The sequence below is a fragment of the Methylobacterium sp. XJLW genome (assembly GCF_003254375.1).
Lineage (GTDB): Bacteria > Pseudomonadota > Alphaproteobacteria > Rhizobiales > Beijerinckiaceae > Methylobacterium > Methylobacterium fujisawaense.
In genome coordinates, this window is the sequence record NZ_CP016429.1 from 3,864,936 (window position 1) to 3,885,952 (window position 21,017).

Annotated in this window: 16 protein-coding genes and 1 tRNA gene; 5 read left to right on the forward strand and 12 right to left on the reverse strand. The window is 70.7% G+C overall.

Annotation, left to right across the window (positions count from 1 at the left end):
* Positions 1-25 precede the first annotated feature (25 nt).
* A complete protein-coding gene (locus A3862_RS17920; protein ID WP_043761211.1) occupies positions 26-580 on the forward strand; it encodes a tellurite resistance TerB family protein in 555 nt (184 codons plus the stop codon).
* A 76-nt stretch (positions 581-656) separates the two neighbouring features.
* Positions 657-1,118, forward strand: coding sequence for an ABC transporter ATPase (locus tag A3862_RS17925; RefSeq protein WP_111474369.1), 462 nt, complete (start codon positions 657-659; stop codon positions 1,116-1,118).
* Between the two features lie 38 nt (positions 1,119-1,156).
* Here the strand turns inward: A3862_RS17925 and A3862_RS17930 are convergent, their stop codons facing one another.
* Positions 1,157-2,689 (reverse strand): acyl-CoA carboxylase subunit beta, encoded by a 1,533-nt coding sequence (locus A3862_RS17930; RefSeq protein WP_043379941.1) that lies wholly within the window; start codon positions 2,687-2,689, stop codon positions 1,157-1,159.
* Between the two features lie 158 nt (positions 2,690-2,847).
* Positions 2,848-2,922: transfer RNA gene (locus A3862_RS17935), tRNA-Val, on the reverse strand.
* A gap of 258 nt (positions 2,923-3,180) precedes the next feature.
* Here A3862_RS17935 and A3862_RS17940 point away from each other — a divergent pair.
* Complete coding sequence (locus A3862_RS17940; RefSeq protein WP_083683805.1) at positions 3,181-3,522, forward strand: SelT/SelW/SelH family protein; 342 nt, start codon at positions 3,181-3,183, stop codon at positions 3,520-3,522.
* Positions 3,523-3,577: 55 nt separating this feature from the next.
* Complete coding sequence (locus A3862_RS17945; RefSeq protein WP_111473868.1) at positions 3,578-5,794, forward strand: sensor histidine kinase; 2,217 nt, start codon at positions 3,578-3,580, stop codon at positions 5,792-5,794.
* 45 nt (positions 5,795-5,839) lie between these two features.
* On the opposite strand, the gene A3862_RS17950 is transcribed toward A3862_RS17945, so the two are convergent.
* From A3862_RS17950 to A3862_RS17985, 8 genes are read right to left on the reverse strand one after another with little or no spacing between them, the layout of a single operon-like run.
* A complete protein-coding gene (locus A3862_RS17950; protein ID WP_043761206.1) occupies positions 5,840-6,988 on the reverse strand; it encodes an ABC transporter permease in 1,149 nt (382 codons plus the stop codon).
* A gap of 11 nt (positions 6,989-6,999) precedes the next feature.
* Positions 7,000-8,016 carry an ABC transporter permease gene (locus A3862_RS17955; protein ID WP_043758002.1) on the reverse strand — a complete coding sequence of 339 codons (1,017 nt, stop codon included), beginning with the start codon at positions 8,014-8,016 and terminating at the stop codon, positions 7,000-7,002.
* Positions 8,013-9,968: an ABC transporter substrate-binding protein gene (locus A3862_RS17960; RefSeq protein WP_043355097.1), complete on the reverse strand. Its 1,956-nt coding sequence runs from the start codon at positions 9,966-9,968 to the stop codon at positions 8,013-8,015. The genes A3862_RS17955 and A3862_RS17960 overlap by 4 nt, the downstream gene beginning before the upstream one ends.
* Entirely contained in the window at positions 9,965-10,831 is an 867-nt protein-coding gene (locus tag A3862_RS17965; protein WP_043355095.1) for a hypothetical protein, read from the reverse strand. Before A3862_RS17965 ends, A3862_RS17960 begins: the two co-directional genes overlap by 4 nt.
* Positions 10,831-12,672, reverse strand: coding sequence for an ABC transporter ATP-binding protein (locus tag A3862_RS17970; RefSeq protein ID WP_111473869.1), 1,842 nt, complete (start codon positions 12,670-12,672; stop codon positions 10,831-10,833). The genes A3862_RS17965 and A3862_RS17970 overlap by 1 nt, the downstream gene beginning before the upstream one ends.
* The gene (locus tag A3862_RS17975; RefSeq protein WP_111473870.1) at positions 12,669-14,621 is read right to left on the reverse strand and encodes a glycosyltransferase; all 1,953 of its coding nucleotides are present in this window, start codon (positions 14,619-14,621) and stop codon (positions 12,669-12,671) included. The genes A3862_RS17970 and A3862_RS17975 overlap by 4 nt, the downstream gene beginning before the upstream one ends.
* A complete protein-coding gene (locus tag A3862_RS17980; RefSeq protein WP_043757997.1) occupies positions 14,609-15,886 on the reverse strand; it encodes a glycosyltransferase family 4 protein in 1,278 nt (425 codons plus the stop codon). The genes A3862_RS17975 and A3862_RS17980 overlap by 13 nt, the downstream gene beginning before the upstream one ends.
* Entirely contained in the window at positions 15,883-17,133 is a 1,251-nt protein-coding gene (locus tag A3862_RS17985) for a glycosyltransferase family protein (protein WP_043757995.1), read from the reverse strand. The genes A3862_RS17980 and A3862_RS17985 overlap by 4 nt, the downstream gene beginning before the upstream one ends.
* Positions 17,134-17,359: 226 nt before the next feature.
* On the opposite strand from A3862_RS17985, the gene A3862_RS17990 reads away from it, so the two are divergent.
* Positions 17,360-18,613, forward strand: a complete 1,254-nt coding sequence (locus A3862_RS17990) for a glycosyltransferase family 87 protein (RefSeq protein ID WP_236961372.1) — start codon at positions 17,360-17,362, stop codon at positions 18,611-18,613.
* On the opposite strand, the gene A3862_RS17995 is transcribed toward A3862_RS17990, so the two are convergent.
* Together A3862_RS17995 and crtD are read right to left on the reverse strand one after the other, a co-directional pair.
* Entirely contained in the window at positions 18,573-19,433 is an 861-nt protein-coding gene (locus A3862_RS17995; RefSeq protein WP_043757989.1) for a carotenoid 1,2-hydratase, read from the reverse strand. The genes A3862_RS17990 and A3862_RS17995 overlap by 41 nt on opposite strands.
* Positions 19,430-20,965, reverse strand: a complete 1,536-nt coding sequence (gene crtD, locus A3862_RS18000; protein WP_043757985.1) for a 1-hydroxycarotenoid 3,4-desaturase CrtD — start codon at positions 20,963-20,965, stop codon at positions 19,430-19,432. Before crtD ends, A3862_RS17995 begins: the two co-directional genes overlap by 4 nt.
* Positions 20,966-21,017: the final 52 nt, after the last annotated feature.

Genomic DNA, 21,017 nt, shown 5'->3' on the forward strand with positions numbered 1-21,017 from the left:
GCATCGATTCGATCTGGGGACGTTCATGCCGATCCTGCTCGGCCTCATCGGCCTCATCGTTGCGGGACTGTTCTGGATCTTGCGGACGCACGGGACCGTCAAGGGTCTGCAGGAGGTCAACCGGGACACGAAGGGGCTCCAGCGCCGCGCCGTGTCCACCTTCGAGAACCTCGTCGGAACGCCGCTGCAGCGTGTCCGCGATCCCCGCTTGGCCGCGATCATCCTGATGATTCAGCTGGTCCGTACGGGCAGCCCCCTGACCGCCAGCGAGAAGACGCGGATCCTCGAATACATGGAGACGCCCCTGGAGGTGGAGCGGATCTCGGCGACCTTCGAGCGGGCCTGGGGCTACACGCAGGCGCGGCTTCCCTTCTCGCACGTCGCCGACGCGCTGGCTCCGCTGCTGCGCGACGCGCTGACACCGGCCGAGCGGGAGCAGTTGATCGCGATGCTGACCCAGGTGGCTGGCGCGCATTCTCCGCCGAGTGAGTTGCAGCGCGAGGGCATCGCCCGCCTGAAGCGACGGCTTCTCGCCGGCGCGGGGGCCGCTCTCGACACGCGGCGGGGCGAATCCGCCTGATCCGGACCATGGCGGGTCGGAGGCGCCGAAGCGCCGGTTGGCTCGCTTTTGGGCGCCGTCGCGCTACCTCGCGGGAATGCGCGCACTCTTCCCCCTGATCGTCTTCACACTTCTCGCGGCCGGCTCGGGAACGGCCCGGGCGCAATCCTGCGACACCTTGATCGACAAGGTGACCGGCGAGACTGCGGCCAAGACTACGGATCGCCGGAGCGACTATGCCAGCTTCACGGCCGGTGAGGACATGACCCTGACCCTCGCCTGCGGCGGACCGGACCACTCGTCGGTCGGCGCCCAATATCGGGGCGCCACTCCGCCGGATCGCTATTTCGACGTGTTCGGCAAGGCCGGCCACGTGGTGACGGGCATCGATGCCTCCGTCATCACGGAGGCCGCGCACCGGGCCCAGGCCACCGCGACCAAGCTGCGCCACAGCAATGTCGATCTCGGCGGCGCTCGGGTGACCTGTTCGGCCATGGTGTCGCCCGACAAGGGTCCGCTGACCCTGTGCGCGGTGATCGAGAACAGCGACCGCAGTTGAGAGGCCGGCGGAGCGTGCCGCCGGCCACCGCGCCCGTGTCAGAGCGGGATGTTGTCGTGCTTCTTCCAGGGTTGCTCCATCTTCTTGGTGCGGAGCATGCCGAGGGCCTTGGCGATCCGGCGGCGGGTCGAGTGCGGCATGATCACCTCGTCGATATAGCCGCGCTCGGCCGCCACGAACGGTGACAGGAAGCGGTCCTCGTACTCGCCGGTGCGGGCCGCGATCTTCTCCGGGTCGCCGATCTCGCTGCGGAAGATGATCTCCACCGCGCCCTTGGCGCCCATCACGGCGATCTGGGCGGTCGGCCAAGCGTAGTTGACGTCCGCACCGACGTGCTTGGAGGCCATGACGTCGTAGGCGCCGCCGAAGGCCTTCCGGGTAATGATCGTCACCAGCGGCACGGTCGCCTGCGAATAGGCGAAGAGCAGCTTCGCGCCGTGCTTGATCAGGCCGCCGTATTCCTGGGCCGTGCCGGGCAGGAAGCCCGGCACGTCCACGAAGGTCACGATCGGGATATCGAAGGCGTCGCAGTAGCGCACGAACCGCGCGGCCTTCCGCGAGGCGTCCGAATCGAGGACGCCCGCAAGCACGAGCGGCTGGTTCGCCACGAAGCCGACGGTGCGCCCCTCGATCCGGCCGAAGCCGGTGATGATGTTGCGGGCGTAGGCGGACTGGATCTCGAAGAAGTCGCCCTCATCCACGACGCGGCGGATCAACTCGCCCATATCGTAGGGCTTGTTCGGATTGTCGGGGATCAGCGTATCGAGGGATGCATCGATGCGGCTGACGTCGTCGAAGCTCGTGATCTCCGGCACGCCGTCGGTGTTGTTGGCCGGCAGGAAGTCGAGGAGGCGGCGGATCTGCAGGATCGCCTCGACGTCGTTCTCGAACGAGCCGTCGGCGATGGACGACTTGGTGGTGTGGACCTTGGCGCCGCCGAGCTCCTCGGCCGTGACGACCTCGTTGGTGACGGTCTTCACCACGTCGGGGCCGGTCACGAACATGTAGCTCGTGTCGCGGACCATGAAGATGAAGTCGGTCATGGCCGGCGAATAGACGTCGCCGCCCGCACAGGGGCCCATGATCACCGAGATCTGCGGGATCACGCCCGAAGCCATGACGTTGCGGCGGAACACCTCCCCGTAGCCGCCGAGCGCCGCGACGCCCTCCTGGATGCGGGCGCCGCCGGCGTCGAAGATGCCGATGATCGGGGCGCGCATCTTCAGCGCCATGTCCTGGACCTTCACGATCTTCTGGGCGTGCGCCTCCGACAGGGAGCCGCCGAACACCGTGAAGTCCTTGGAGAACAGGAAGACCGTGCGGCCGTTGATCGTGCCCCATCCGGTGACGACACCGTCGCCCGGGATCTTCTGCTTCTCCATGCCGAAATCGGTGGAGCGGTGCTGCACGAACATGTCGAACTCCTCGAACGACCCGTGGTCGAGGAGGAGTTCGATCCGCTCGCGCGCCGTGAGCTTGCCGCGCTTGTGCTGCGCCTCGACGCGCTTCTCACCGCCGCCGAGCCGGGCCTGCGCCCGCCGCTCTTCGAGCTTGTCGAGGATATCCTTCATGGCTGTTCCCGCCCTTCCCCTGCCCGTAACCTGCGACCCGGATCGGGCCGGGTCCAAGCTTATGCGTTCACCGATCGAGCGCCCTTAGCACGCGCATTTCGGGTGGCAAACCGACACGGTGGTCCGCGGGATCAGACCGTCTGGGGATGGGAGCGGGATGGTGGACGGTGCAGGGATCGAACCTGCGACCTTTCCCGTGTGAAGGGAACGCACTACCGCTGTGCTAACCGTCCGTACCGGCGTGCCGTTTCAACGCACGCGATCGAGCCGCTCGCCCTCGAGGGCGCCGCAACCCGGTGGCCGGCGTTCTAGAGCGCGGCGGCCCGGGACGTCAAGCGCGGCCGACGATCTTTGCCGCACGGAGACGGGCCGGCGAAGCGCCTCCGCGTCCCGGATTGCCGAGTCCGGGTTCGGCCGTCGCCGGCGGCAGGCGCGCCACCACGGGCGCCGGCGAGGTTGACAAGGCCCGCGGCCCGGTGCGCTGTGGGGCCATGCACGATGGGCCAGCGGGCGCGAGACAGGGCAGCGACGTGACGGCGGCCTGCGCGACGGGGCCGGATCGGCCGCGCGTGGCGATCACCTACTGCACCCAGTGCAACTGGCTGCTGCGGGCAGCCTGGATGGCGCAGGAGCTCCTCTCAACCTTTCGCGACGATCTCGGCGAGGTCGCCCTCGTCCCAGCCTCGGGGGGCCTGTTCCGCATCACGCTGGGCGATGCGCTCCTCTGGGAACGGGTGCGGGACGGCGGCTTCCCGGACGTGAAGACCCTGAAGCAACGCGTGCGCGACCACCTCGACCCGGCGCGCGATCTCGGCCATATCGACCGATCATGAGGCGAGGGAACGGCAAGGCGCCTGCGGGGCACTGCGGGCCGGGGACGGACCCCGCTTGAGTCCGGATCACCAAGCCGAGGGGGCGGGCGTCCCGGCGATCATCCCCGCGCGCCGGTCGTGGCTGTCGCGGCGGCTGCATCGCTTCGGGCGGAACGGCTTCTCGACGCAGGTCTACCTGATCGCGCTGGTGATCGCGCTGATCGGCCCGGGCCTGCTGTTCACCAGCATCCTGCTGATGCGCTACGCCTCTGCCGAGCGGGCGCGCTTCGAGCAGGACGCCCGCGAGAACGTGCGCGGCATCGGCCTGTCCCTCGACCGCGACACCGCCGGTCTGGTCTCGGTGCTCCAGACGCTGGCCACCTCGCCGCGGATCAGGCAGGGCGATTTCGAGGCGTTCGACGCGCAGGCGCGTCTGGTGCGCGAATCGATCGATCTGGACGTCCTGCTGCGCCGGCCCAACGGTCAGGAGGTGGTGAACACCGGCGTTCCCCGTGGGGCGCCGATGCCGATCGTCGCGTTCCCCTTCGATCAGGACCTCGCCCGGGGCACGCAACGGGCGATGGTGAGCGGCTACGTGCCGGGTCCGATGCCGGGCGAGGCGACCTACGCGGTGGGCGTGCCGGTGATGATCGACGGCGAGGTCGGCTACATCCTGAGCTTCACGGTGCCCCTGTCGCGCCTCCAAGGCATCCTGTCCCGTGAGGTCGTCCCGGGCTGGACCACCGGCATCAGCGACCGGGCCGGCATCGTTCTCGCCCGGCTGCCGGATCCCGAGGCGGTGGTCGGCAAGCCGCGCCTTGCCAGCCTTCGACAGGTGCAGTCGGCGACGCCCGGCGTCTGGGACGGCCAGGACCGCCAGCACAAGCCGGTGGTGGTGATCGAGGCGCGCTCGCGGCTCACCGGCTGGATGGTCGCCACCAGCATCCCGCAGACTGTCGTCGATGCGCGGGTGCGGCGCTGGATCTGGGCGTTCGCCGGTTTCGGCCTGCTGGTCCTCGCCACGTCGTCGCTCCTGGCGGTGAATCTCTGGTCGCGGGTCTCGCGCCCCCTCCGGTTGCTGGCCGCCTCCGGGCCGGCCCTGGCCCGGGGTGAGGCGATCCCGCGGGTGTCCTCACCGGTGCACGAGATCCAGCGACTCGCCGTCGTGCTGTCCGAGGCCTCGCTCCGGCTGCGGACCCGGGAAGAGGAGCGCGACCGGGCGCTGGCGGAGACCAAGCGCGGCCTGAGCGCCCTGAGCGAGAGCGAGGCGCGCTTCCGGCACATGGCCGATTCGGCGCCGGCCCTGATCTGGATGACCGACGAGACCGGGGCGGTCAGCTTCGCCAATCTTCATTTCGAGCACCTGTTCGGGCTGCCGGCCAACCAGTTCAACGACGATGGCTGGCACCAGATCGTCCATCCCGATGATCTGGACGGCTTCCGGACCGCCTTCGCGGAGGCCTTCGAGGCCCGGATCCCGTTCCGCACGGAGGCCCGGGTGATCGACCGGACGGGGGCGGTGCGCTGGCTCCAGTGCGAGGGTGTCCCGCGGCTGGACGACGGACAGAATTTCCTGGGCTACACCGGCTGCAACATCGACATCACCGACACGAAGAATGCCGAGGAGCACCTGCTGCTCCTGATCCACGAGTTGAACCACCGGGTGAAGAACACCCTGGCGACGGTCCAGTCGATCGCCGCCCAGTCGCTGCGCGGGCTGGAGGGCGCGGAGGCCGATGCGGCACGCGCCGCCTTCGAGGCGCGCCTCCTGGCCCTGGCGCGGGTCCACGATGTCCTCACGCGGGAGAGCTGGGAGGGCGCGGAACTCTCCGCGGTCGTGGCGGACGCGATCCGGCCTCTGGAGGCCGGCGCCGGCCGGGACTCGCGGTTCCATGTCGTGGGACCGGCCCTGCGTCTACCGCCACGGCTCGCGCTGTCCATCGCCATGGCCCTGCACGAACTCGGTACGAACGCCGTGAAGTACGGCGCGCTCTCCGCGGAGGGCGGCGTGGTCGAGATCTCGTGGACCGTCCGGCGCGCGGAGGACATGCAGCTGTCGCTGCGGTGGTCCGAGCGCGGCGGTCCGCCGGTGAAGAAGCCGACGCGGACCGGCTTCGGCTCGCGTCTGATCGAGCGCAGCCTCGCCCGGGAACTCGCCGGCGAGGTCGTCCTCAGCTACGAGCCGACCGGCGTGGTCTGCACCATCGACGCCCCGGTGCCGCCGCCGGGCCTGCTCGAGCGCAAGGGCGTCGCCGCACCGACACGGATCGCACCGTTGCCGCTCGCGGGTTAGGGGTTTCGAGGCGCCCGTCCGGACGCGCGGGGACGGCCGCCTCCGTCAGTGATAGGGATCGGCCGCGTCGCGCAGGCCGTCGCCCATGAAATTGAAGGCCAACACCGTCACCAGCACGGGCAGGACCGGCAGGAGCAGCCAAGGGTAGAGCTGCACCGCCGCAAGATTCTGCGCCTCGTTGAGCAGCACGCCCCAGCTGGTCACCGGCGGCCTCAGGCCCAGGCCGAGGAACGACAGGGCGGTCTCGCCGAGGATCATGGTCGGGATCGACAGGGTCGCCGAGGCGATCAGATGGCTCATGAAGTTCGGGATCAGGTGCCGGCCGATCACCCGGGCGGGCGAGGCGCCCATCAGTTCGGCGGCCTGGACGAAATCCTCCTCGCGCAGCGCCAGCAGCTTGCCGCGCACCGCCCGGGCGAGCCCGGGCCAGTCGAGCAGCCCGAGAATCACCGTGATCCCGAAGAAGATCAGCAGCGGGCTCCAGTTCGGCGGCAGGGCCGCCGACAGGGCGAGCCAGAGCGGCAGCTCGGGCAGGGACCGGACCACCTCGATCAGCCGCTGCACCCCGGCATCGACCATGCCGCCGAAATAGCCCGCGATACCGCCGAAGAAGAGCCCGAGGGTGAAGGAGATCGCCACGCCGACCAGGCCGATGGTGAGGGAGATCCGGGCCCCGTAGACCATGCGGGAGAACAGGTCGCGCCCGAGCTTGTCGGTTCCGAGGAGGAACAGCGTCCCGTTCTCCGGCGGGCAGACGAGGTGCCAGTCGGTGTGGACGAGCCCGAGCCAGTCGTAGCCGTCGCCCCGGCAGAAGAACCGCAACGGCTGCGGCGCGGACGCGTCGACCTTGTAGTCCCGGCGGAACGTGTCGAGGTCGAGATGGGCCCGGTAGGGATAGACGAACGGGCCGACGAAGCGGTCCGCATGGAACAGGTGAACGCCCTGGGGCGGCGCATAGAGGTAGTCGCCGTTGCGGCGGGTCTGGCCGTAGGGTGCCAGCTGCTCGACGAAGGGCACGATCGCGTAGAGGGCGAGCAGGATCAGGGCCGAGGCCACGGCCAGACGATGGCGCAGGAACTTACGCAGGATCAGCCGCCAGGCGGACGCCGTCGCGACCGGGCTCTCGGCCCTGGCCTCAGGCTCGAAGGGGGCCGGATCGACGAAATGTCCCGATGCGGCGAGCGCGTCGTTCATGGCGGGCCGGTTCATCGCAGGCCCATGCGGATGCGCGGATCGAGCCAGACCAGGATCAGGTCCGAGATCAGCATGCCGACGAGGGTCAAGGCCGCGACGAACATCAGGAGGAAGCCGGCCATGAACTGATCCTGACTGCGCAGGGCTTCGAGGAGCAGCGGCCCGACGGTCGGCAGGCTGAGCACCAGAGAGACCAGAACCGAACCCGAGACGAGGTGCGGCAGCAGGTTGCCGATATCCGCCACGAACGGGTTCAGCGACATCCGGAACGGATACTTCAGCAACGCCTGCAGGGGCGGCAGGCCCTTGGCGCGGGCCGTGACCGTATAGGGCTTGGCCAGCTCGTCCAGCAGGTTGGCACGCATCCGCCGGATCATGGCCGCCGTACCGCCGAGTCCGATCACCAGGGTCGGCACGATGAGATGCGCCAGGAGCGAGCGGACCTTCTCCCAGGTCCAGGGCTGGTTGGTGAGGGCCGAATCGTAGAGGCCGCCGATCGACAGCCCGAACCAGCGGTTGGCGTAGAAGAGCAGGATCAGCGCCAGCAGGAAGCCCGGGACCGCGAGGCCGACATAGCCCAGCAGGGTCACGACGGCGTCGCCGACCGTGTTCCGGTGCGTCGCCGAGTAGATCGCGGCCGGGATCGCGACGAGGTGGACGAACACCACGGCCGTCAGATTGATCAGCAGAGTCAGCCACAGGGCGTCGCCGACGACGTCGGCCACCGGCTTGTCGTACTCGAACGACCAGCCCCAATCGCCCTGAAGCAGGCCCGAGAACCCAACCGAGCCGGGCATCACCCCGATCCACATCAGGTATTGCTGCCAGACCGGGCGGTCGAGCCCGTATTGCTGGATCAGCAACTCCGCCTTCGCCACGGAGCTGGCATCGCCGGTGGCGCGCAGCTCCATGATCCGGTTGGACAGGTAGTCGCCGGGCGGCAGCTTGATGATGATGAAGACGAGCGCCGAAATGACCAGCAGCGTCACCGCCATGGTGACGATCCGGCGAAGGATCTGACGGATCACCGGACCTCCGCGCGGGTGTCGGCGCCTGTCTCCCAGAACAACTCGTCGAGGCGCTGCACGCCGATCATCGCAGTGGGTTCCCAGGAATAGAGGGCGCGCTTCGGAAGGTTGATCAGGCGATCCGCGCCGACAACGGGCTGGAGCGCCCCCGCCACCGTGCCGATCACCCAGGTGTTGCGCGCGTGATTCGTCAGCATCTCGCGCCAGATCGCGGCCTGTTTGGCGGCGTCGTCGGTGTCGCGCCACTGGCGGTCGAGGTCGAGCAGTCGCTGGACCTCCGGAACGTCGCATGGCTCGCCGCTCTTGCCGCGGCTCTCGACGTTCATGCTCCAGAGGGGCCAGGAATAGTGCTCCGGCTGGGCAGGGCTCAGCTCGGTCGGCGGCATGATCGCGGTCGGCACCGCGAGGTCGAGCCCCTGGGCGGCCACCATGATGGTCATGCCGCCGATGGAGCGCCGATGCAGGTTGGTGCGCTCCTGCGGCTTGGTGATCAGCCGGATGCCGACCTCGCGCCAGAACTCCGTGATGAGGAGCAGCGCGTCCAGCACCATCTCGGCCTCGCCGTCGCTCTCCACCACGATCTCCAGCGGCCGCCCACCGGGCAGCAGCCGCGTGCCCGCGCCGTCGCGTCCGGTCAGACCGAGTTCATCGAGGAGCTTCGCCGCCTGCGCCGGATCGTAGGCGGCGTTCAGCGTCCGCATCTCCGGCTCGAAGAGGGCGCTGTCCGAGAGGATCGTGTCGTTCCCCTCGGTGCCCAGTCCGAACAGCAGCGTGTTGTTCAGGGTCCGGCGATCGATGGCGAGCGACAGGGCGTGCCGGTAGCGCACGTCGCGGTTGAGCTGCCGCCAGGCCGGATCCGTCGTGGTGAGATTCGGGTAGAGGGCGATCTCCGATCCCCGGGCCACGGGCCACAAGTTGGTGCGGTACCGATGGGCCGCCTCACCCTCCTTGAGGCTCGGGATATCGGGCATCGTCAGGCCGCGAAACATCAGGTCGGCCTCGCCGGCGTTGGTCTTGGCGACCAGGAGGCCCTGCGAAGCCACGTCCATCACGATGGTGTCGACATAGGGCAGTTGCGTGCCGGCCGTGTCGACCCGGTGGTAGCTGCGGTTGCGCTCGAAGCGGAACCGGGTGGCCGGCGAGCGGGTCCGCGGCACCCAGCCCTGCAGGGTCGGACACTCCGGATTGTTGAGCTCGTAATTGTCGTCGAGGCGGTTGTGCAGCGCCGCCCAGCTGCGGAGCTTGAGCGCCTTGGCCTTCGCGTCGGCCGCCTCCTTGCCGATGTAGCGGGCATGATACGGTTTCAGGTAGTGCGCCGGCCGGTAGATCAGCGGGTCCCGCGGCGCCGCCAGGGCGGGCAGGAACATCGGGTTCGGCCGGTCCCAGCTGTAGCGGACCGTGACCGGGTCGAGGAATTCCACCTGCGGCAGCTTGCCGTCGACCCGGAAGAAGGCCGGCGGCCCATCGGGATTCAGCGCCTTCTCGTTGGCGACGTCCTCCCAGTAATAGCGGAAATCCTCCGTGGTGAACGGATGGCCGTCCGACCAGCGGTGGCCCTGGCGGAGCGTGAAGGTGAAGCGCCCGCCCTCGACATCGACACGTTCCAGCACGTCGGGACGGAGGTTCAGCGCGGCATCGTAGCCGACCAAGCGGGTATAGCCGTAGACCGACAGGTAGCGGACATCCCGGGCCTTCGCGATGAGGGTCCGGATCGTGCCGCCTGCCGTCCCGAGACGGCGGCCATGGGCAGCGAGGTCGGCGACGGCGGGCTTGGTCGGCGGACCAGGCGCATCCGTCGGCGGCGTCTCTGCGAAGGCCCATGACGGCGCACGCGACCAGCTCAATGTGGCGCCCAGGCCGACGAGGAGGGCGCGGCGGGAGACCGTGCCGTCCCGCCTGCCGCGGCGAGGGAGGGAGGCGGAAGAATCGTCCCGGAAATCCCCGGCGCTCATGGGCTGCCCCGAAGCGTCACCGAGGTCAGCCGCGCCGGCGAGTAGCCCGTGGCCCGGTGCAGGTCATCGAAGGCATGCGACCGCACGATCAGGTCTGCAGCCTGCCGGAGAAGAGAATCGTCGGCCGGCTGCTCGAAGTGGCGACCGTTCCGGGTCCAGCGGATCGGCTCCGGGCTGCGTTCGGGGCCGGTGATCATCGCGATGGTCGGATGCGCAGGTCCGCCATGGGCGTGGATCCGGTGTCCGGCCGCATCGTCGTCGAAGAGCAGACGGGTTAGGCCCCGGGCCTGCGCCTCGACGACCCGCCGCCCCTGGGCGACGTGGTCGTCGAAGAACGCCACCGTCCGCGCCGGGTCCAGCATGGACCAGTCGGCTTTCGACCAGTCGGCGGTGCTGTAGCGCGCCTGCCGGTCGCGGTACTGGAGGCCCGACAGGTCGGGATCGTGGCAGAAGATCTGTGCCTGCGGGCGGGCCTGCCGGATGACCCAGGTGGTGAGGCCGCGAAACACGCCGGATTCGACCACGAAATCCGGCTTCAGCGCCCGCATCGCGATGTAGAGCTGCAGCGCGCCGTTGAAGCCGCTCCCGCCCCTGCGCTGGCGGACGGGCGCGGTGGGGATCAGCGCCCAGAACGCCTGGACCTGTTCGAGGACGTCGCCATCCGGAACCAGGCCGGCGGCGGCGAGATCCCGTTCCAGGATGGCGGCGGCCGATTCGAGCAGCGTCGCCACCTCGCGCGGTGACGTCGGCCGGTGGCTCCAGTCGGGGGCCGCCGGGACGAGGTCGTAGCCCAGGCGGTCGAAGAGCGGCGACAGCACCTTGCGGCGCAGGCGCTCCAGCATCACGGGTGGCCGGGCCTGCATCACGCGGCCTCGACCGCGTGGGCGGCGCCGAAGCGCACCCGGTGGCCGGTCTCGACCGCGCGCATCGCCCCGGCCTCGTCGGGGGCCAGGCGAAAAGGCTCCTCCCAGCGCATCGGATCGTTCTGGTCGCCCGCGACCGCCGCGAAATCGAGCGGATGGTCGAGGCTGGGATCCGGCACGGCCGCGAGCAGCGCCTGCGTATAGGGATGCACCGGACGGCGGAACAGGGCGGCGCGGGGCGCCTCCTCGACGATGCGCCCCCGGCACATCACGCTGATGGTGTCAGCCATGTAGTCGATCACTGCCAGATTGTGGGAGACGATGAGGTAGGAGAGACCCAGCGCCGCCTGGAGATCCTTGAGCAGGTTCAGGATCTGGGCCTGGACCGAGACGTCGAGGGCCGAGACCGGCTCGTCGAGCACCAGCAGCCGCGGCTTCGGGGCGAGGGCCCGGGCGATGCCGATGCGCTGCCGCTGGCCGCCCGAGAAGGCGTGCGGGTAGCGGCCGAGACCGCTCGACTCCAGACCGACCATCGCCATCAGGGCACGACAGCGCTCCCGTCGCTCTCCTGCCGGGACGCCGTGGATCTCCATCGGCTCGGACAGGATCTGGCGCACGGTCATGCGCGGATCCAGGGACGCGTAGGGGTCCTGGAACACGAATTGGACCGTGCGGCGATAGGCGAACAACGCATCGCCGCTCAAGGCGTGGACGTCCCGGGGGCCGCTGCCGTCGTCGAACAGGATCCGCCCGGCATCCGGCCGCAGCGCCCGCATGATCATCTTCGAGACGGTGGTTTTGCCCGATCCGGACTCGCCGACGAGCCCGAGCGTCTGGCCGCCCGCGAGGCTGAGCGAGACGTCCGAGACCGCATGGACGGTCCGCGGCTTCTGCCACATCCGTCCCGCGCGCAGGGTGAAGCTCTTGCTGACGCCCTCGACCTGGAGGAGCGGCCCCGCCAGCGGCGCGGGCTTCTGCCCGGGCGGTATCTCGGCCCGCGCGGGGCGGATCGGCGTCAGGCGCTCGCCGGGTTGCATGTCGAAGCGGGGCACCGCGTGAAGGAGCGCGCGGAGATAGGCATGGCCCGGCGTCCGCATCACCGTGTCGCGCGGGCCCGCCTCCACGAGGCGGCCGCGATACAGGACCGCCACGTCGTGGGCGATGTTGGCCACCACGCCGAGATCGTGCGTGATCAGCAGGATCGCCATCCCGATCTCCTCCTGGAGCCGGGCGAGCAGGGCGAGGATCTGAGCCTGCGTTGTGACGTCGAGCGCGGTGGTCGGCTCGTCGGCCACCAGCAGGGCGGGCTTCAGGATGAGCGCCATGGCGATCATGGCCCGCTGGCGTAGGCCCCCGGACAGCTCGAACGGATAGGTCCGCAGGGCGCGGTGCGGATCGGGGAAGCCGACCCGGGCCAGCGCCTCCTCGGTTCGGGCATCCGCCTCCTTGCGGTCGGCACCGGTATGGATCCGCAGGGCCTCGCCAATCTGATCGCCCACCGTGTGGAGCGGAGACAGGCAGGTCATCGGCTCCTGGAAGATCATCGCGATCCGCTGGCCGCGGATCGCCCGCATCGCCTCGCTGTCGGCGGGGAGGCGCGCGATGTCAGTCTCCATTTCGCCATCCCGAAACAGGATCCGGCCACGGGTGATGGCGGCGGCCGGGGGCAGAATCCGGAGGATCGCCTGGGCGGTCACCGATTTGCCCGAGCCGGACTCCCCGACGAGAGCAAGGGTCCGGCCGCGGTGAACGTCGAGGGACAGGCCGTGCAGCGCCTCGAACGGGCCGCTCTCCGTGCGGAACGCGACCGCGAGGTCGCGGATGGACAATAGCGGGCTCAACCCGTCCTCGCGATCTGTGAGACCCGAGACTTAGACGCCTTGGGGCCCATGTCCATCGCGGCGACGCCGAAGTGCTCGCGAAGATCCAGCAGCTGTATCGCCGGGTGCCGGACGAGGTGCGCGATCAGCGCCGCGACGAAGCTCCAGAGGGCGTCGTCATGGACGCGATGGTGGGTCAGCAGACCGACCGGCTGCTCCGGCGCACGGACGATGACGTCGGCGACGCCGGTCAGCAGCGCCTCCGGATCGCACAGGGACCGGGTGCCCCGCCAGTCGATCGGGTCGAGCGTGGCGTCGAGCCGGCGCAGACCCGGAACCGGTGGGCCGGGTACGGCCGAGAGGCCGCAATAGCCGAGATCAGGCAGGGCGGCGGCGAGATCCGGCGCGAGGCGGTTCCAGGGTGGGACGAAGACCGGCAGCACCGTGGCCTCCGCCAGCCGCGCGCGGGCGATCCGCAAGCCGGCCGCGGCCTCCGCGATCCGGATATCGAGGGGCCGGTGCGCACCGAACTCCGCCGGCTTCTCGCCGGGGCGCGCATGGTTGCTGTGGGCGAGGCCATGAATGGCGACCCTCACGCCTGGAGCCGTTTCAAGGCGCCGTTGGAGCGACGGCTCGATCCCGGACGGAATCGCCGCGAGGAGCAGCGGGATGCCATGCGCCTCCGCAAGCCCCACGAGCCGATCGAGCTTCGGGCTCGCCGCGATCGCATCGTCGTCGCGCCAGAACAGCGGAACACGCCCGCCGCGGGCGGCCACGGAATCCAGGGCGCGATCGATGACCGCGAAGGCCGGATCCGTCGCGGGAACGGATCCGCGCCGCGCCGGACCGACGCCGTGCAGGCTCTCGACCAGTTCCACCGTGCGCCGGGCGCCGGCGATGTCGATGCCGTGCGGACCGGGGACGGGTGCAGCCGCCTGGGCCTCGACGGCCTGGACCAGGGTTTGGGCCGTCAACTCCGATTCCGGCAGCACACGGGCGAGACCGCGGGCGGCGAGGCACGCGGCGCGCAGGCGTTGCTCGGTCTCGACGCCGGCCTCGAACGGCACCAGCACGGCGGGCGTGCCCGTGGCGAGGAGATCGATGGCCGTGTTGTAGCCGCACTGGCTCACAGAGACGGCAGCCCCGGCCAGGAGGGCGCGGTAGTCAGGCCGGGCACGGCCGAGGACGCCCGGAGGAAGATCGCGGCCGATCCCGGACAGCGCCGCCTCGGGCACACCGTGGCCGGCGAGGATCCGCCAGCCGAGATCCGGCCGTTGCCGGGCCGCCTCGGCGGCAGCGCCGAGCAGAACCAGCCCGGCCGGCCCGGATCCGGCGGCGACCAGCACGCCGGCGCGACGGGTTGCCGGCAAAGCGACCGTGCCCTCGTCCACGTAGCCGGTGTACCGGACTTTCGCGGCGGTGGCCGCATCGACGGGCCAGGAGGTATCGAGGGGCACGAGAGCCGGATCGCCGTGTACCAGAACGGCGTCGTAGAGGTCCGCCACGCGTGCATGCGCCTCGGCGATGCGCGCGGGCTTCGTCGAGGCGACGAGAATGTCGCGGACGGATGCGAGGACGAGCGGGCGCGGCCGACCTGCACGAGCGGCATCCACCAGAGCCAGGAACTCGTGTGCCAGGGCGCGCCGGCCGAAGGGGAACAGCTCGGTGATGACGGCATCCGGTGCGAAGGCCGTCACGGTCTCGGTCATCAGGGCGCTGCGGCGTGCCAGCAGCGGCGGCTCGGCCGGACGGCCGTCGGGCTCCAGCAGCGTCGAGAACTCCGTGCCGGCGATCCGGAGCGGCGGCAGCTGAACGAGGCGCAGGCCGTCGCGGCGGACCATCGGCGCCGGAACGCCGCCCGAGATCAGCAGTGTCTCGTGACCGGCCGCCGCGAAGGCGCGGGCGAGGGCGGCGGCGCGGGTGAGATGCCCCGCGCCCAAGAGATGCGTGACCGCGATCAGGACGCGCACGCGGGCAGCTCCGATTCGTGTGCGGCCACGTCCGACGACAGACCCGCAGAGGCACGCAGCCGGCCGGCGATCAGCGCGATCGCGGCCTCCTCGGAGAAGTCTCGCACAAGCCGCGCCCGGGCGGCCTCGCCCAGCCTCCGGCGGAGGCCCGGATCGTCGGCGAGACGGATCAGCGCCGCCGCCAGCACCGCCGGGTCGCCCGGCGGGACCAGGACCCCGTGCGTGCCATCGGTGATGAATTCCGGCGTGCCGGCGAATGCGGTCGCCAGAATCGGCAACGCTTGGCTTGCCGCCTCCATCAGCACGTTCGGCAATCCATCGCGGTCGCCGCCCGGGGCCGGCTTCGTCGGCAGGACGAACAGGTCGGCCGCGCGCATGGCCTCGATCACCGCAGGCTGCGCCAGGGCGCCCCGGAAGCGGATCCGCTCCGCGAGGCCACAGGTGCCAACCCGCGCCTCCAGGGCAGCGCGCAGCTCTCCGCCGCCGATCAGGTCGAGCTGCCAATGCAGGCCTGGGGGCAGGGTGGCCAGGGCGTCGATGAGATCGTCGTGTCCCTTCTTGGCGACGAGCCGGCCGACGCAGAGGAGCCGGAGCGGCCGGACCGGATCCGTGCCGTCGCGCGTTTCATGCGGCGGCGGGATCGGAAAGCGGCTGAGGTCGAGCCCGTGGTAGGCGAGCAGCGTCCGGCCGGGCGCGAGCGCGTCCAGACGTGCAAGCCCGTCGCGGGTACAGGTCACACCCCAAGCGGCGTCGCGTAGCTTCTCGGTCAGCTCCCAGTCCGGCGTCGTCCAGATATCCTTGGCATGCGCCGAGAAGCTCCACCGGCGCGCGGTGAGCAGCGCGGCGTAGCGGGCGACGCTGGCCGGCGTATGCAGAAAATGCACATGGATATGGGCGATGTCGGCCGGCAGTTCCCGGGCGAGGACCAGGGCCTGCCCGAGGCGGCGCAGCCGCGACGCCGTCGGGTCGCGCCGGAAATCGCGGACGAACAGCGCGAGAAGCGCCGGGAGGTTCCGCCGCCGGAGCGCCGCACCGAGTCCGCGGAGCACACGCAGCGGCGCATCGCGCAGATATTCGGGCAGGTAGGCGGCCTCGGCTCGGATCTGCCCGTGCATCGGATGGCGCGCCCGGTCGGTCGGGCGGCGCAGGGACCAGATCTCCAGGGACAGACCGCGCCGCTCCAAGGCGAGCAGCTCCTGCGCGATGAAGGTCTCGGAGAGCCGCGGATAGCCCTTCAGCACCACGGCGACCCGTTTGGCGCTCACGAATAGGCCTGCAGGCACGGGCGAGCCTCTTCGTCCGCGCTGCCGCGCGCCGTCAGCGCCCGCACGCGGCGGGCGACCGCGTCGAGGCCGTCGAGCAGACCCGGCACCAGCACCCGCGACGGCGGATCCTGCTCCGGCAGGTCGCGGAGCGCGGCCGCCATGCGCCCGGGCGTCCGGCCCTCGGCCTCCATCAGGACCCGCGCGAGGCCAAGCCGCTCGGCCGCGAGCGCCCGGATCGCCTGCTCCCGCCGCGGCTCGGTCCGGGGCACGAGGATTGCGCGACGGTCGAAGGACAGAATCTCGCAGAAGGTGTTGTAGCCCCCCATGGCGACGATGCCGGCGGCCTTGCGCAACAGGAACTCGATCTCGCTGTCGAAGGTGATCGCGGCGATCTTTCCGCCGAGCGCGCGGATGCGCGCCGCGAAACCGTCGCGGGTGGCGGTATCGAGGAAGGGACCGAAGGCAATCAGGGCGGGCAAAGGGATCGCCGGATCGGCCTCGTAGGCGGCGATCACCCAGTCGATCAGGGCGGCACCATCGCCGCCGCCGCCCGGCGTGACCAGAATGAACGGGCCGTCGGCGATGGCCGGCTCCTCGCGGTCGGCGCGGCGCTCCGGGAGGTCCCGGCGCAGATAGCCGGTATAGATCAGGCGCGCGTCGATGCGCGCGGCGATCTCGGGATCCATCGGCAGCGCCGCGAGGGGCTGATGGATGCGGCTCAGCCCATAGACCCAGATCTCGTCGTAGAACTGCACCATCGTCTCGATCGCCCCCTTGCGCTCCCATTCGGGCACGAGACGATCGGCGTCGTCGAGGACGTCGCGCAGTCCGAGGACCAGGCGGATGTCGCGGTCGGCGGCGCCTTCCAGCACCGGCAGCAACTCGCCGTGGAAGCCAGCCGGTTCCTTGTCGACGATGATCAGGTCGGGGCGGAAGGTTCCGCAGGCCTGGGCGATGATCGCCGACCGCTGCTCGACCGTGCGGGCGAGGGGGGTCGCCGCGTCGAGGCTGGCATAATTGCCATCCGCGAACTTGGTCACCGGCGGCAGCCGGACGGTCCGGACGCCCGGCGCAAAGGCGAAGCGATCAACCACCGGCGAGCCCGAGACGATCATCGCTTGAGCGCCGCGGTTGCACGCCACGATCGCGTTGGCGATCGCCCGCGAGCGGCGCAGATGCCCCAGCCCGAAGGTGTCGTGGCTGTAAATCAGGACGCGCGGGGCCGAAGACGCCTCGTCCAGTCGCATCAAGGTGACCGCCCCGGTTGACGGCGCAAGGATCGCAGCCGCCGCCCTCTCGCACAAGCCGGGCCGGGCCGCAAACAGCGCTGTTAACGGGCTTCAAACCGCGGGAACCTAAGCTTCCGCCAAGTCCGGATACCGAAATCGCCCGATGCCTGCGCCTCCCCAGTCCCGCGCGCCGGGCCCCGCGACCGCACGTTTGCCTGCCTTATGGGCCGACCTCGCGGATCTCGTGAGCAGCGACGCCCGACTGTCCGCCTTTGCCATGCGCGCGGCCCGTGTGCTGGTCCCGTTCGGCCTCGCCCTGGTCCTGCTGGTCTACGGGACCGGCCCGGAGCCGCGGCGGAACTGGTACGGCGATCCGCTCGGAAACGATTTCGCTCAGGTCTGGACGGCGGGCCGTTCCGCTCTGGAGGGCCGGGGCGGCGAGCCCTACGATCTGCCGGTGCATCTGGCGAACATGAAGGCCGCCTTCGGGCAGGATTGCCGCTTCGCCTGGCACTACCCGCCGGTGTTCCTCCTGCCGGCGGCCGCCATGGCGCTCATGGAACCGCAGCCGGCCTATCTGCTCTGGATTGCACTCTCGGTCGCCCTGTTCGCGCTGACGATGCGCGTGGCAGCCGGCCGGATGGATGTGGCTTTCGTCGCGCTCGCGCATCCCTTGGTCCTGAGCAACCTCGCCTACGGCCAGAACGCTCTGTTCACGGCGTCGCTTCTGACCCTCGGCGCGGTGCTCGTGGACCGGCGCCCCTGGCTGGCCGGGCTCTGCTTCGGCCTGCTGGCCTACAAGCCGCATTTCGCGGCGCTGGCGCCCGTGCTCCTGCTGGCGACCGGGCGGCGGGATTGTCTGGCGGCCTGCCTCGCCACGGTGCTGGTCCTCTGCCTCGCATCGCTGGCCCTCTTCGGCACGGCGCCCTGGAGCGGCTTCTTCGGCACGCTCGGAGACACGAATCGGATCATCCTGCAGAACGCCGCCGCGGGCCTCGACCTCAATGCCAGCGCGTTCGGGGCCGTGCGCTTGGTCGGCGGCGCGATGGCCACAGCCTGGATCGCGCAGGTGCTCGTCGCCGCACTGGCCCTCGGGGTGGCCTGCCGCGCCTGGTGCCGCCCCACCGACGCGGCGCTGCGCGCGGCGGCGCTCGTCGCCGCAGCGCCGATGCTGTCGCCGTACCTGCCGGTCTACGATCTGGCGCCCGTCGTCCCGGCCACGCTCCTGCTGGCCCTCGCCGCGCACCGGGCGGACGGCTTGCGACCGCACGAACGCGTCCTGATCTGCTGTGCGCCGCTCTTCGCGGTCACGCGGGAGGTGGCGGGGCTGACCGGCTTTCCCCTCGGATTCGTGCTGAGCGTCGCAACGCTCGCCTGCATTGCCCACCGCATCCGGCCCTGGACGGTCTTCGAAGGTCGGCACCGAACCGGGAGGGGCGGCGTCGACATCCAGGCCCTCACGGGGCCAGCGGCCGGGGAATCCGGAAGGGCAGCATGAGCCGCACCAGCGGGTTGCGGAACCGGTCGAGCGACAGGCTCTCGTGCATGGCCCGCACCGGCTCGCCGCCCAGCGTCGAGGCGAGGAGCGAGCGGGCGTAGAACGGCGTGTCCTCGTAGGTCGCGAGCACCCGCGACCGCCCGTCATCGCTGCGGGTCTCGCGCGGCATCCGCCAGAACCCGGTCGCCGGTAGCGACGCCGCGGGCGGCGGCCGTATCTCGCGCCGGCTGCCGTCGGCTGAGAACCGGAGCGACAGATTCTGTCCGCCGCCGTCTCGGTGGTGGACGTCGTACAGAATCGCGGCGCCGTCCGGCAGGTCCGCCCGGCACCACGTCCACCGGGAGAAGGCGGCCTCCAGCGGTTCGTCGCCGTCATTCGTGTCGAAGTAGCCTCCGCCGCTCCAGCGCAGATCCGGCTGGTCGAAATCCACCTCGACCCGGGAGGACGGCGCCATCGGCCACCAGCGGTGGCGGCCCGCCCTGTCGAGATGGAACGGGCCCGCCGTGAAACCGCGCGGCTCGAGACGGACGGTGCCGCGGAGTCGATGGGGCAGCGGCGCCCCGCGCTCGTCGATGCGAACGGTCAGCGCCGTGCCATCCCAGTGCATCGCGCTCGGGCCGATGGCGATGTGGTCGGGGCCGCGCGACAGGCTGGCGGCGCGCCGCTCGGTCATCGCGAAGCGGCCGCGATCGCCGTAGAGGACCACATTCATGGCGCAATGGGCGAAGGGGTCCTTCTCGGCGCTCCACGCGTAGTAGGGCGAGAACACGCTTCCGATGAACGCGATGATCGTGAGGCCGTGACGGCCATCGTCGCTCACCGCATCGACGTACCACCACGCGTAGCCGCCCCGCGCGACCGGGCCATCGAATCGCGGTCCTCCAGGATCGCCGCCGCTGCCAGCCGACCCGATTGCGCGGCCATCGGCACGCCCGGGCCGGGATGGATCGAGCCCCCCGCCAGATAGAGGCCCGGCAGCGCCGTCCGGGCGCCCGCGCGTTTGAAGGTCGTCGCCCATCCCTGCGCCGCCCGCCCGTAGAGCGCTCCGCCCGTCCCGGGAAAGAGGGCGTCGAAATCCCGTGGCGTCGTGGTCACCGCCGACGACGCGAAGGTCAGGGTGAGCCCGCAGGCCTCCAACCGGCGGATCAGGGTCGTCTCGCATCTCTGGGTCTCCGACGGCGTGAGCGTTCGCTCCCGGCCATCCGCCGGTGCGTTGACGAGCATGAGCAGGCGCTCGGGCCCCTGCGGCGCGGTCCCCGCCGCGTCCCGGTCCTGGGCACAGACGTAGACCGTGGGATCGTCGGGCAGGCGACGGTCGCGCAGGATCGTGTCGAACTCGGCCCGGTAATCGCGGGAGAAGAAGACCGTGTGGTGCGCCAGCGGGAAGCCGGAAGGCACCGCCTCCGCGCAGAATGTGACGGCGGACAGCGAGCGCTCGCCGGGCGCGAGCCGCTCGCCGGCGACGGCGGCGTCCGGTCCGAACAGGCCCGCGCCGAGGGCGGCGCAATCGGCATTGCAGACGACGCGGTCGGCCGGAACCGTCGTGCCGTCGGCCAGGCGCACGCCGACGACCCGACCGCCCGCGGTGAGGATCCGCTCGGCCTCCGCAGCGTAGCGGAAGGCCGCGCCCCGCTCCGCGGCGAGATCGGCCACGGCCCGCGCGAGGCCGCTGAGGCCGCCCGAAACGGTCCAGATTCCGGCCTGCTCGACATGGGCGACGAGCATCAGCGTCGCCGGCGCGGTGTAGGGCGAGGCGCCGCAATAGGTGGCGTAGCGTCCGAACAGCTGGAGCAGCCGGGGATCGCGGAAGTAGCTGCCCAGCGCAGACTGGAGCGTGGTGAAGGGCTGGATCCGCCAGAGATCGCCGAGGCCCGACAGGCCGACCCTTTGCGCGAGGCCGGCGGGGCCGGTCCGGCCCTCGCGGATGAACGGCCCTTCGAGGGTGCGGTAGACCTCCGCCGAGCGGGCGCAGAAGCGCCGATAGCCGTCCGCCTCACGCCGTCCCGCGAAGGCCGCGACGGCGTCGGCGGACGCCTCGATGTCGGCGAACAGGTCGAGGCGCTCGTCCCGGCTCCAGGCATGCCGGGCGAGGAGCCGAGCCGGCGCCAGGGAGACCCGGTCCCCGAGCTCTGCACCGCATTCCGCGAAAAGCTCCTCGAAGACCCAGCGCATCGTGAAGACGGTTGGGCCGGCCTCGATGGCGCGGTCTCCGACGGGGATGGCGCGCATCTTTCCGCCAGGCTGCTGCGCCCGCTCGAGGACCGTGGTGTGGAATCCGGCATGAGCGAGCCGCACGGCCGCGGCGAGACCACCGATCCCCGCTCCGATCACGACGACGCGCTCCTGCGCCACGGTCGCTCCACCTTCTCCCCCGGAAACGGGATTGATCTGCCGGCGCCAAAGT